This window comes from Lactobacillus equicursoris DSM 19284 = JCM 14600 = CIP 110162 (genome assembly GCF_001434815.1).
Taxonomy (GTDB): domain Bacteria; phylum Bacillota; class Bacilli; order Lactobacillales; family Lactobacillaceae; genus Lactobacillus; species Lactobacillus equicursoris.
This window is the reverse complement of sequence record NZ_AZDU01000045.1, coordinates 1-12,519: the sequence shown is the minus strand read 5'-3', so window position 1 is coordinate 12,519 and position 12,519 is coordinate 1. Positions and strand designations below refer to the sequence as shown.

Below are 12,519 nucleotides of genomic sequence, written 5' to 3'. Positions count from 1 at the left end.
TCAAAGTCAATGTCTTAACTTAATGACATTGGCCAGAAGGCAGATCCTTTTTTACCTAAAAATTAGCTTAGTCTGGGTAAATAGTAGCCAAGCTGTCTTTCAACTTCTTAGCAGAAGCTTCCAGCTTTTCTCTTTCATCTGGCAGCAAGTCCAGTTCTGGTACGGCTTCAACCCCGTTCTTGCCAACGATTGAAGGGTGGCCGATGTAAGTGCCAACTGATTCAACGAAGCAGCTGGTTGGGCCGTACATCTTGGCGTCAGAGAAGACAGCGTTAGCTAAGCGGACGCCGCAGGTGGCAACAGCGTAGCAGGTGTAGCCCTTGCCAAAGCCGACCTTGAAGGCGTTGTCCTTACTTGCTTGGTCCATTTCCGCTCTTTCTTCTTCAGTGAAGAGGTCAAAAGCACTCTTGTTGTTAACGTTAACCGTTGACCAAGCAGTAAATTGGCTTGAGCCGTGTTCGCCCAAGTTGAAGCCGGAAACGTTGCGTGGGTCTTGGCCCAACTTTTCGCCAACGACTCTTTGCATTCTAGCCGTGTCCAAAAAAGTCCCGGTACCGAAGACTTGGTTTCTTGGCAAGCCAGTTTCTCTTTGCAAAATAGAAGTTACCACGTCGCAAGGGTTGGAGATGTTGATGATGATCCCGTGAAAGCCGCTTTCCTTGATCTTTGGACCAACTTCCTTGGCATTGGCGGTGTTGATTGGAAATTCCGCGAACCGGTCGCCGGTCTTGATGGTGGCAGAAACGTCACCAAAGGCGGTGATGATGACATCAACGTCCTTCAAACCGGACCAGTCGTCCCAAGTGCTCCAGTTAACCTTAACGTAGTGGTCGTTCCTTGGCAAGGTGTCCCGCAAGTCGCCCCATTCAGCCGCACACTTCTTTTCGTTCTTGTCCAGCAAGAGCAATTCGTCTGCGTAGCCGTGGGTAACTAAAATAAAGGCTGCCGTGGCACCAACGTGTCCTAAACCGATAACTGCTACTTTTCTCATAAAGGGATCCTCCTTTTTAATCTCCGTTTAATCTTATGTACTCACAATAAAACTTTTTGGCCAAAATTGCAAGATCCTTAAAGAGAAATTATAAAGCAACTTTTTAATTTTTCAAAAAATAAACTTTTCCAAGCAAAAAAGTCCTGACAATCAGGACTTTAAATGCTATTTTTAATAAAATCAGTCATCAAATGACAATTCCAGCAGGTTGGAATTTGGCACAACTTCCGCTTGGTCACTCCCGCGCAAACTCCCCATCGCAACATAACCAGCTTCATAGTTGACGTTCTTGCTAAAAATCAACAAACGCTTGCTAGTTGGGTCATAGCCAATCTTGCCAGGAGCGGCCACCGTATCCAGCTTATCAGTCGTCTTTAAGTTAAAACTTTTCACACTGACAAAGGTTCCCTTCTTGCCGCTAAGCTTGAAGTCGATATCCTTGTCGTTTTCTTTTTGCAGCAGCTGCTTAAGCTGGGTGGTAGCACCCGACTTAAGCACATCGCCCCTCACCTTGAGCTTTTTGTCAGCAGTTTTTGCCGTTAATTCAACATGTAACTCTCGGTTCTTCGGATGCGTTACTTTTAAAACCTTCTGGTACTCACTGGTATCCAAAGCTTCTGAGCTGCTTTCGTCTCTCTTGCCCGTAGGGAAGCACATTAGGCCAATTCCCCCGACCAAAAGCAGGACTAAGGCAATAAGTCCCTTTTCAAATTTTCCCATATTCGTTTTCGCCTCATATTACACTAAATTTGTTCTTCTTTCTTATATTTATTGTAAACGAATTATATGGAAACTTCTAGTAAGATCGGACAGTGATCAGCTCTTTCCCCAGTGTCAATCATTTCCGATTTGGTTACCTTGTCGGCCAGGCGCTCAGACACCAGCCAGTAGTCGATTCTCCAGCCGGAGTTGTTGGCCTTGGCTGACCGCACCCGCTGGGCCCACCAGGAGTAGACCCCTTCAACTTGGCCGTGCAGCAGCCGGAAGGTGTCGACAAAGCCGCTGCCGAGCAGCTGGCCAAAGCCAGCCCGCTCTTCGTCGGTAAAGCCGGCTGAGTGGTGATTGTTTTCTGGGTGCTTCAGGTCGATTTCTTGGTAGGCAGCGTTAAAGTCGCCGCTGGCCAAGACTGGCTTTTGGGCATCCAATTTTTCCAGATAGGTCCGGTAGCACTGGTCCCACTCTTGCCGCTCGTCCAGCCGCTTTAAGCCGGTGCCAGAATTAGGCGTGTAGACTTCCGTCACGTAAAAATCTGGGAATTCCAGGGTGATCATCCGTCCTTCTGCGTCCATTGGTTCCGGTGCCCCAATTTCGGGGTAGGTCACTGTTGGCTCCAGGTCCTTTTTATACAGGTACATGGTGCCGGCATAGCCCTTTCTGGCCGGTTCGACGCTGGAGCGCCACACGTAGGTATATTCTGGAAAAAGTTCGGCCAAAAGCTTCTGATGCTTTTTAGAAGGGCCAGAAGCTGGCAATTTGGTTTCCTGGATGGCCAGGATGTCAGGGTCCAGGTCGTGCAGCTTGGTCAAAATGCCCCGGGTCATTTCCGCTCTTGGCGAAGTCCCCGTCAAGGCGGCGTTCAGTGAATCAATGTTCCATGAAATAAGTCTCATTTTTCTGCTTTCTTTAAAAATCAAGGATTTCCGTTGGGTATCCAGCCGTGTAATCCGGCTCTTCCTTAGCTAGAGAAGCCAGGTCAAAGGCCCCCCAGGTGCAGGCGCAGGTGGCGCAACCGGCATTTTTGCCCATGCGGATGTCGTACTTGGCATCCCCCAGCATGATGGAGTCGCCGAGGTCCAGCTGGTAGCGGTCGGCCAGCAGCTGAATTTCATCAGCGGCTGGCTTGTGGTTGACCACTTCGTCCGCCCCGACAAAGTCGGTAAAGAGGCTGGCTAGACCCAGGTTGTCCAAATTGTGGGCCAGCTCGGAGTGGGTCTTGCTGGAGCAGACAAAGAGGGTCTTGCCCGCCAATTTTAGCTGGTTCAGGGTCTTTTTGATCCCGGGAAAAAGCTTGACCATTTGGTCTTCGATTTGGTTATATTCGGCCATGGACTCGTGAAAAAGGGTCTCAGCGAGGTCGGCCCGGTGGCCTAGACGCGCCCACTTGGCGATAGAGACGTCAATCGGAATCCCCATGGCGTTATAGACTTCGTCTTGGCTTGGTACCCGGACGCCCCGGGCCTCAAAGGCCTTTTGTACAGCGGCGACGTAAATGTTGCGAGATTCGCAAATGGTCCCGTCAAAGTCAAAAAAGTAATTCTGCATCTTGCTTTCCTGCAATTCTATTAGAGTTAGTTTGATTACTTTTAGTATAAAACAAACTAGACCAGAGAATCAGGTGCGAAGTCTTTTTGCAAGATGCGTTGGAATTGGGCATAGTTGTCCACTTCAAAGAGGGGATGGACGTGGAGGGTGTTCTTGCGGTGGCGGTGGTTGTACCAGACGCTGTCAAAGCCGTAGCCGGCTGCACCCAGGATGTCTGAGGACAGGCCGTCGCCAAAGAAGACCGTTTCGCTTGGACTGTAGTCGCTTTGGGAGAAGAAGAAGTCAAAAATTTCCGGGTCTGGCTTTTGGCAGCCAGCAAGTTCGCTAGTCACGATCAGGTCAAAGTAGTCGTGGATACCGGCTAGCTTCAGCCGCCGCTCTTGACCAAACTGTTCGCCATTGCTCAAAACAGCCAGGCTGTAGCCCAGCTTTTTGGCATAGATCAGAGTGTCCTTGGCACCAGGTAAGAGCTTGTGCCCATCGTGGAAGTAGCCGTGGAATTCGTCAGCCACGGCCAGACCGTCAATGTCTTCGCCGTAATACTTTTTGATCAAGCTCGGGAACAAGACGGCCCGCAGCTGGTCATAGGTCAATTCGCCCTTTTCCAGCTGCCGCCACAGGCCCTGGTTGTAGGAGTGGAACTCTTTTTTAAAGTCGTCGGTCAAGTCCCAGCCATGGGCCTTAAAGAGGTAGTTGAGGGCTTGCTGAACCGTGTCTGGGGTGTCTAAGAGGGTGTCGTCAACATCAACGATGATTTGCTTGTATTTCATGTAGTCCCTTTCTATCTTGCTTGTTCATAGTCAGTTAACTTCCTATTATAGCCAAGTTTTTTTCTTAGCGCAAAAATCTGCTTTTCCACATCTATGGGCTTACTCCCCCAAGGGATATCTACATCTTGTGGATAACTATATCAACTCTTGTGTATATCTTGTGGTATTGTTTGGCGGTGCCCACTAGAATTTGGGGATAAGTGCTTTTTGGCCCAAAAACGGCAGGCTGCACATAATTTCGGGGCGGCCTAAAGTTGCTCAAGTAACGGGTTGACTGGCCCAAAATTTACTCAACTAAATCGTTTTTGGCAAAAAGCTGCTCAAGTAGCGGATTGGACGGACCAAAACTTACTCAACTAACGGGTTGACTGGCCCGTAATTTACTCAACTAAATTTTTTTTGGCAAAAAGCTGCTCATAAACTTACTCAACTAACGGATTGGACGGACCAAAACTTACTCAACTAAATCGTTTTTGGCAAAAAGCTGCTCATAAACTTACTCAAGTAATGGATTGGACGGACCAAAACTTACTCAACCAGCCGAAAGGGCAGCCCAAAGTTTACTCAACCAACGTCTACTCCCTGCCGGTTGAGTAAACTTGTGAGCAGACTTTTCCGTAGTTGAGTAAACTTTTGTGCACACCACCCCCGTAGTTGAGTAAACTCTTGTGCACACCACCCCCGTAGTTGAGTAAGCTCTTGTGCACACCATCCCCGTAGTTGAGTAAACTCTTGTGCACACCGCACCCGTAGTTGAGTAAACTCTTGTGCACACCGCACCCGTAGTTGAGTAAACTCTTGTGCACACCGCACCCGTAGTTGAGTAAACTCTTGTGCACACCGCACCCGTAGTTGAGTAAACTCTTGTGCACACCGCACCCGTAGTTGAGTAAACTCTTGTGCACACCGCACCCGTAGTTGAGTAAACTCTTGTGCACACCGCACCCGTAGTTGAGTAAACTCTTGTGCACACCGCACCCGTAGTTGAGTAAACTCTTGTGCACACCGCACCCGTAGTTGAGTAAACTCTTGTGCACACCGCACCCGCCAACGTAAAAAGAGGCACGCAACAGCGTGCCTCTTTCTATTGTTGATACAAGGTCATCAGCTGGGCAGCCAAGTCTGGCGCCTTGGCCGCGATCTCATCTGCGACTTCGGCTGCGTCCAGTTCCCCGGTGTGGATTCTTTCCACATTCTCGTCCGTCAACCCTTCTCGCTCCAGCAGCTCCAAGCTGCTTGGTAGGTTATGATACTTGTACATCCGCCCGCGCAAGGCTTCTTGCCGGGTCCCATCTAGCATCCGCCGCAAGAGGTGACGGAGATCTCCTTCATCGTCATCCTTAACGTTAAAGCCCATCTTCTTCAAGGCCTTAGGAATGGAGTTAATCGTCTCTTCCACCGTCTTGCCGTAGCTGACCGCGTGCAACTGGGTCAAGGCTTCAAAGAAGGCCTCTTCCAGGCGGTCATCGCTTAGTCCCGGATTGCTGTCTTTCAAGTATTGCCGGTATTCTTCCGTAGCCGTGGTTCTCTCGTAGTACCACTCGTTTTCCCGGCGCAAAAATTCGTCCTTGACCGGAACGTAATACAGGCGATTCTTCTGCAAGGCCTTAATCCGCTTAAAGTCAACCGGTAGATCCATCAAGACCCAGTCCCCGTAGAGGTAAAATTCCTCATCGTCGTCTTCGTCCAGGTCCACTTGGGCCAGCTCGCCTTCCCCAGCCACATTGTAGTCCTGGCCGCTTTGGTCCAGCATGGTAAACTCCCAGAAGTCGTCCTCTTCAATGTTCAACAGGGGGTTTTGATGGCTAAAAATGTGATATGCATGTCTTAAGGGAATAATCCCATACATGTTGATCATGGAATACAGGTACCTTCTGATCAACAGCTTGTTTTCTTTACTAATCATCTTTCTCACCTACCACAATGATAGATTAATTCGCTCTCTCTACCACAATTATAACCCATCGGCCTTTTAATGTAAGGGCTGACAATCCTAGGCAAAAAATGTTATGCTAGTAGGTTGCTTTGGCGCTTAGTACATTTCTCGGCCGAATTCTTCAACGGTGACTCCCCCCTCAGTCACGTCCAAGATCATCAACTGGTTGTGCTTTGGCAGCTCCTTGCCCACCTTGCCTGGTCCAAACATAGAAGCGATGCAGTGGATCATGCAGGCATGACCAACCAAGAGAATGTTTTCGGCATCCGTTGCAGCTAACTTTTCCACGCCAGCCTTTAAGCGGCTTTCAAAAGCCTCGCCAGTTTCGGCATCCCCTTCGGGGTCAGCCACGTGGAAGGTGTCAGCGGCCCTTCTCCAGCTGTAGCCATCGTTTAAGGCATCGATCAAGCGGGGGTACTTGTCGGTCTTGAAGGCTTCCTTCATGCCAGCCGTATCATGGTAGGCTTCAAAGTAGCCAAAAAAGATTTCCCGCAGCTCCGGCAGCTGCAGGCTCTTGATCTGGTCAGCATGCTTGTTTTCTGAAACAATAATCTGCCGGGTGTCGCTGGCCCGCTTAAGGTCGCTGGAGGCAGCCAGGTCAAAGTCGTAATCAGCCAAGGCCTGCCCCATCACGTGCGCGCCTTCTACCCCTTCAGGAATCAAGGGAGCATCTGACCAGCCTTGCAGGCGGTGGTATTTGTTCAAATAGGTCCGGCCGTGCCGAACAACGTAGATCTTAGTCATAATTACCTCTCTAATCAGCTTTTTCTCTTCCACTACTTTAGCACATTTTAGCGAATCTGTTCGTTAAAGGCGGTTTCAAACATTGCTAAGATCAAATCTTGCCGTTAGCAAACGCTTCAGTCTTATCGTCAAAATTGCTTGCCAGTCGTACCGGTTTCGGTCAACCTATCGCCAATCGACTTCCAAGTGGCTGACATCTTCCAAGAAGTTGACAATATCCGGCAAAAACACAAGACTCCAGCTTACTTTTTAAACATCGAAATCCTGGAATCCACCTTAACATCCGTGCCTCAACAGCTGCACCGGGACATCACTAAGTTCCATGCGGCTGGCTACCAGATCTGGATAGACGACTTTGGCAGCGGCTATTCTAGCTTAAACAACCTGAAAGACTTCAACTTTGACCTCCTAAAGGTTGGCATGACCAACCTCTTGTCAGACCCAATGATCGAACCTATTTCCCAGGGAATAAAATTGCTGAGCGTGCCTCTGGCCTTGCTCGAGCGGCGAGACGGAAAGATTAAGTACTGCTTCATCAACCAGGCTCACCATAATTCCCTGGAAAAATTCAGTCTTTCCATGGCAGATTGGGAAAGATTTATAAACGAGGACGAATATAGCAGAAAACTTTTGCTCCAGCTGATGACCGACAGCAAGACATCCAACCAGCGGATCAGCAGCCACCTGGACGACCAGATCTACCTGGAGGTCAAGTACCTGGCCAGCTACCAAACGCGAGACATGTTTGTGGTCTCGACGAAGAACTTCAACAATTATCTAGACAAGACAAGTAAAAAGTAAAAGGCTACCTAACTCTTGGTTAGATAGCCTTTTGCTTTTGCTGGTTTAAATCGTCATCAAGGTCTGATAGATAATCGGACCATAGTGCGGATTTTCTACTAGGTGGAAGTTGGCCAAAACCTTGATCTCTCCGCCGCCGCGGTTGATTACCCGGTACTTTAATTGGTCGCTTTCCTGCTGGTTGTCTTTAAACTTTTTCAGCCAGTCCGTGACCCGCTGCAGGTCCCGCGGCGCCACGACATGGACAGCTTGAGTGTTAACCTCATCATAAAAGTCCCACAAATTGTCGTAGCCTAAGAGCTGCAAGGTTCCCTGGTTGACAAAAAGAATCCGCCCATCTTCTTGAGAATAGATCATGAGGGCGACTGGAATATTAGACGCGATATCGTGGAGAGTAAAGCCCAGCTGCGCCCGGAGGTGCTTTTGCCCCTGGCCAGAATAGCGCTGGGCCTGGCCCTTGCCGGACAGCTTTACGTCATAGAGGGCTTCGTCTGCCTGGTTTAACAGCTGCCGCATTCCCGTCCCCTGTCTGGGACTGTCAGCATAGCCGATCGACAGGCTGTAGCGAATCTGCTTTAAGTAGTAGGTCAAGTAGTAGTCAGCCTGGGTAATCCGGTTAATAAACTGTTCGCTTTCTTCGGCCGTCAGGTCTAAAAAGGCAACTCGGAACTCATCCCCGCCCGTCCGGCCAACGATGCCCTATTTTCTGGCAACTTGACTGAGACTCTTAGCCACCTGCTTCAAGACCTGGTCCCCCACCTGGTGGCCGTAGAGGTCATTAAAGAGCTTGAAGTCGTCGATGTCGATCATGGCCACGGTGAAAGGAGAATTCGGTTTGCTCTCTATAAACTTGCGGAGCTTTTTTTCAAAGCCTAGGCGGTTATAAATGCCGGTCAAAGAATCGATCGTCGCTTCTTCTTTAATCTGCCGTATATGAGCAAACCACCGAACTAGCAGAACGCAAATCAAGAAGATTGCTGCCATTAAGATTGCCGCAAAAGTTGAGGATTGCAGAGCCTTTTGCCGGTAGGTCCAGCCACCCGCTGGCGAAACCACGATCTTCCAGCGGCTGCACTTAGCATCTGGCTGAAAGCTATAACTCACGCCCTTTGTGACCTTTTCCTGAGACTGCATCAGCAGCTGGAACTGCTTAGAAGTCGGCGTTTTAGACTTCAAAATCTGATAGTTGTAGCCCACCTGCTGCAGGTTTTGCTGAGCCGCATAGAAAAAGGCCTTCGTCTCAACTGCAACCCCGGCAAGGCCCCAATACTTTCCTTGCCGAAAGACTGGTTGATAGGCTAATAGATAGCTTTTCCCGCCCACCTTGACCTCACCTTGAAAAACAGTAGCTTTCTGCTTCTGAGCATAAGTGGCTAGACGCGGATTAACCTTGGTTGAAAAAGCAATTTTGCCAGACTGGGCTTGATCTTGCCTTTGGCCTTTTACCGGAATTAAATATTCACCCGCCAGATAATTATTTGCCAGCTGCCTAGCCTGCCCTTGAAAGTCATTGACTTGCCCATTAGCACTAATAGTCGTGCGCTCAATTTCTTTGATTATGTTCTCTGACCAGCTGAGGTCAGGCATGAAGGAAGTCGCTGCTATCTTGGCTACCTTTTCACCCTTGGCTATTTGCTTTTGCTCATAGCACCGGTAGGTATTCTTGATAAAAAGGGTCGTACCTACTAGCAAAACACCAAAGATAATTAGCAGTGTACAATAATCCCTCTTTTGCATTTTACTTTTCTTCCTCATACCATATCTCCTTCATTCCTGATTACAGCGCTTATGATTATAATCTAATATGAATGCAAATTCAATCAAAAAGGCAGAGATAGTGGACTATCGATATGAAAATTATTATATCTTGGATTTAGCAAGTGCTTTTTTAGCAAATATTAAAAAGCACATAAAAAAACTAGCTGGATCAGCTAGTTTATAATTATCACTATTATCTTATATGGCAAACTTATTAGCCTGCCTAATCAATCTTTTTAATATCCGGAATGTTGGATTCCTTAGAAATATAGTGCGGCCGGTGCTTGCTTTCCATGTAGACCTTGGCCAGATACTGCCCCATCACGCCCAGGCTGAGCATGATCAAGCCACCAATAAAGATGATGACACAGATGAGCGACGCCCAACCAGCTACCGGATCACCCCGAAGCAGCTTTCTGATGATCACGACCAAGAGCATGATAAAGGACACGCCGGTCATGAAAATCCCCATCCAAGATGACAAAGTCAATGGCACCAAGGAGAAGTTGATGATCCCATCGATAGCGTACTTAAATAGCTTCCAGAAGTTCCACTTGCTTTCGCCGGCAACTCTTTCCACATTTTCATAAGGCAGCCAGTAGGTCTTAAAGCCAACCCAGCCAAAGATCCCTTTGGAGAAGCGGTTATATTCGCTCATTTCCACGATGGCATCAACCATCTCCCGCCGCATTAGGCGGAAGTCCCGAGCCCCGTCCACGACGTCAGCATCGGAGATCTTGTTGATGATCTGGTAAAACTTGTGGGCAAACCAGCTTCTGATCGGCGGCTCACCCGTCCGGTTTTCCCGGCGGGTCGCCACGCTGTCGTATTCCCCAGAATCCAGGATCTTGATCATTTCCGGCAAGAGGGCTGGCGGGTCCTGGAGGTCAGCGTCCATCACGGCCACATAGTCGCCGTGGGCGTTGACGAAGCCGGCATACATGGCAGCTTCTTTGCCGAAGTTTCTTGAAAAGGAAATGTAGAAGACATGGGGATCTTTTTCCGCCAGGTCCTTCATGATTTCCAGGGTTTTGTCTCGTGAACCGTCATTGACCAGGATGATTTCGTAGTCATCCGGCAATTTTTCCAAAACTTCCTTAGCTACCGGGTAAAAAAGGGGCAGTGCCGCTTCTTCGTTGTAGCAAGGAACGATAATTGAAATTTTTCTCATTACTTGTCTACTTTCTCTAACTTTTTATCTTTCTACTCTAGATTATCCTACTTGTTTGCTTTTTCTGTTTTATTTTTTACTAAAAAGAATGCCAGTAAGACCAGCAGGCCGGGCCAAGCTAAAAGTGAAAGGAAAATAATCAGCTTCATCAAGACTGGCTCATTAAAGGTCAAATAGGCCACGTTCTTGCCGACCTTGCTTGCAACCTTCGGCGCCCCGATCCGGTTGCGCTGGTAGCTGGTCAACGTTTTTCCGTTGACTACCAAGTTAGACTGGCGGTAAGTCACGACTGGCAGGCGCTGAGCCTTACCCTGCTTACTCTTCCAAGTGATCTTTAGTCCGCCCTTGATGGTCTTTACCTTAACCTGCTTACGAAGCTTTTGGCTCAAAACCGACTTCCTGTAGGCCTTTTCCGCCTTCAGGGTCTGCTTTTTGACGTATTCTCTCTTCTTATAGCCCTCAGCCCAGCCGTTAATTACGGGCTTCGGATCTTGCTTGTAAATTGGCAAATAGTCGGCCACGGACTTCTGCGTTACCGTCAAAAAGGCGCTAAGGTCTTCCGTGTGGGTTTGGGCGTTAGCCTGCTTCAAGGCCTTAACCCGCTCTTCCTTTACCTTTTTACGAGCTTGATCGCTCAGCTTCTTGCGCTCTTTTTTGCTCAGATAGGTGCTGAGCTTGCTCCCCAGCTGGGTGTTGGTGTTATTCTTGACGCCAGCAATGTAACCATTCCAGGCAGCCTCATTCAAGTATAGCACGGCGCTATCGATGCTGACCAAGGTGGCCGCGACCAGCACTGGGTAAACGAACCACTTGCCTTTAGCCTTTTTTAAAAAGCCTTCTGCACTCAGGGCCAAGCCGATCATTAAGAGCGGATAGGCAATGCAGGTGAAGCGGGCCGGGAATTGCAAAAATCTGGCTAAAAATGGCAGGCGGTTAGAAATGTTGCCCCAAGGCAAGAGCTTAGAAGCTAGGAAGAGCCAAAAGGTCCCATACAAGGTGATGACGGTGTTCAGTTTGTTGTCCTTATGCTTCCACAAAACGTAAATGGCTTGAGCCAAAAAGATGTAAAAGAGCCAGTAAGTCAGCCTGGTTCTTAGGTTAGAGCCAAGGAGGCCATGAGGATTTGGCCAGACGCTGGTGTGGCTCAATTTGAGGGCACCATTGCTCATCGACATGGTGGCTGGAGCTGCCAAGGCGTTAGTCTTCGACAGCCAAAAGAGCGGCGCCAGAGTGTTCAAAGTGAGTAAAAGGGCTAGGCCAACCGCCTTTGCTGTCTCTACTAGGATTTTTTGCTTAGCACTTTTTTCTGGATGCTTGACCAAGGCATAGATCCAGGCCGGAAGCAGAAAAGCTATGTACATGACCGCCGTTAACAGGTGGGTTTCTAGTGCCACGCTCATGAGCAGAGCCAGCTTGATCCAGTGGACCGGTTTTTCCCGGTCAAAGACCAGGTCGTAGGCCACGATCAGGCCAAAGGGCATAATGGCCGCGCTGATCCCAGAAAAGTTGGTTGCGATTTGCCAGCGAGGCAGCCAGCCGATGGTCATATAAAGCAGGGCTAGCAAGGTAGATACGCTCCGTCTCGCCTTGAACTTGCGCAGGGCCCAGTACATGCTGGTCCCGCCCAGGCTGAAGACTAGGAAGGAGCTGACAATCTGATACCTGTACCAGGTCTTGACCGTCAGCACCAGCAGCCCGTTTAAATAGGCAAATAAGGGCCCGTAGAAGGCGTTGATCACCCGGCCGGAATGATTATACCCATACAGGCTCATCAGCCAGCTAAAGTTGCCGTGCTTGATCTGCTGGGCCGTTTCAAAGAAACGGTTATAGTGAAAAATCGTGTCTGACCCGATAATGACGTTGCCTGTCCGGGACTGCCGGTAAGCAAAATAGGCCGCTAAGCCAATAATTGCCAGGTATGGCAGGCTAGCATTATGATATTTACTTGGGATATTCTCTTTTTTCTGATTCATCTTTCTTCCAATGATTTTCAACGGCAGGCAAGCCCGAGATTCCACCTATTTCAATGGGGTGGAGAAATAGGGCTTGCCTGCCTTCTTACTTAAATTCGTACAGAGAAAGCTTT

Annotated in this window: 10 protein-coding genes and 2 pseudogenes; 1 reads left to right on the top strand and 11 read right to left on the bottom strand. The window is 48.9% G+C overall.

The window, feature by feature from the left end; genetic code table 11:
• Positions 1-67 precede the first annotated feature (67 nt).
• The 7 genes from FC20_RS07815 to FC20_RS07785 form a co-directional block, all read right to left on the bottom strand.
• The gene (locus FC20_RS07815) at positions 68-991 is read right to left on the bottom strand and encodes an L-lactate dehydrogenase (RefSeq protein WP_008460826.1); all 924 of its coding nucleotides are present in this window, start codon (positions 989-991) and stop codon (positions 68-70) included.
• Positions 992-1,171: 180 nt separating this feature from the next.
• Entirely contained in the window at positions 1,172-1,711 is a 540-nt protein-coding gene (locus FC20_RS07810) for a hypothetical protein (protein WP_008460828.1), read from the bottom strand.
• A gap of 62 nt (positions 1,712-1,773) precedes the next feature.
• The gene (locus FC20_RS07805; protein ID WP_008460830.1) at positions 1,774-2,601 is read right to left on the bottom strand and encodes an exodeoxyribonuclease III; all 828 of its coding nucleotides are present in this window, start codon (positions 2,599-2,601) and stop codon (positions 1,774-1,776) included.
• Positions 2,602-2,614: 13 nt separating this feature from the next.
• Positions 2,615-3,253, bottom strand: a complete 639-nt coding sequence (locus tag FC20_RS07800; protein ID WP_008460832.1) for an HAD family hydrolase — start codon at positions 3,251-3,253, stop codon at positions 2,615-2,617.
• 56 nt (positions 3,254-3,309) lie between these two features.
• Positions 3,310-4,023 carry a YjjG family noncanonical pyrimidine nucleotidase gene (locus FC20_RS07795; RefSeq protein ID WP_056945367.1) on the bottom strand — a complete coding sequence of 238 codons (714 nt, stop codon included), beginning with the start codon at positions 4,021-4,023 and terminating at the stop codon, positions 3,310-3,312.
• 1,084 nt (positions 4,024-5,107) lie between these two features.
• Positions 5,108-5,929 (bottom strand): hypothetical protein, encoded by an 822-nt coding sequence (locus FC20_RS07790; RefSeq protein ID WP_008461432.1) that lies wholly within the window; start codon positions 5,927-5,929, stop codon positions 5,108-5,110.
• Positions 5,930-6,055: 126 nt separating this feature from the next.
• Positions 6,056-6,703, bottom strand: a complete 648-nt coding sequence (locus FC20_RS07785; RefSeq protein WP_008461434.1) for a histidine phosphatase family protein — start codon at positions 6,701-6,703, stop codon at positions 6,056-6,058.
• A gap of 129 nt (positions 6,704-6,832) precedes the next feature.
• Between FC20_RS07785 and FC20_RS07780 the strand changes: the two are divergent.
• Positions 6,833-7,504 (top strand): annotated as a pseudogene (locus tag FC20_RS07780) (EAL domain-containing protein); the annotation flags it as partial.
• 45 nt (positions 7,505-7,549) lie between these two features.
• Here the strand turns inward: FC20_RS07780 and FC20_RS10885 are convergent.
• The 4 genes and pseudogenes from FC20_RS10885 to FC20_RS07760 all read right to left on the bottom strand — a co-directional run bounded on the left by FC20_RS10885 (position 7,550) and on the right by FC20_RS07760 (position 12,406).
• Positions 7,550-7,888 carry a PAS domain-containing protein gene (locus tag FC20_RS10885; protein WP_338034785.1) on the bottom strand — a complete coding sequence of 113 codons (339 nt, stop codon included), beginning with the start codon at positions 7,886-7,888 and terminating at the stop codon, positions 7,550-7,552.
• A 75-nt stretch (positions 7,889-7,963) separates the two neighbouring features.
• Positions 7,964-9,091 (bottom strand): annotated as a pseudogene (locus FC20_RS07770) (GGDEF domain-containing protein); the annotation flags it as partial.
• A 394-nt stretch (positions 9,092-9,485) separates the two neighbouring features.
• Entirely contained in the window at positions 9,486-10,433 is a 948-nt protein-coding gene (locus tag FC20_RS07765) for a glycosyltransferase family 2 protein (RefSeq protein WP_008461444.1), read from the bottom strand.
• 47 nt (positions 10,434-10,480) lie between these two features.
• Positions 10,481-12,406 (bottom strand): 6-pyruvoyl-tetrahydropterin synthase-related protein, encoded by a 1,926-nt coding sequence (locus FC20_RS07760; protein ID WP_008461446.1) that lies wholly within the window; start codon positions 12,404-12,406, stop codon positions 10,481-10,483.
• Positions 12,407-12,519 lie beyond the last annotated feature (113 nt).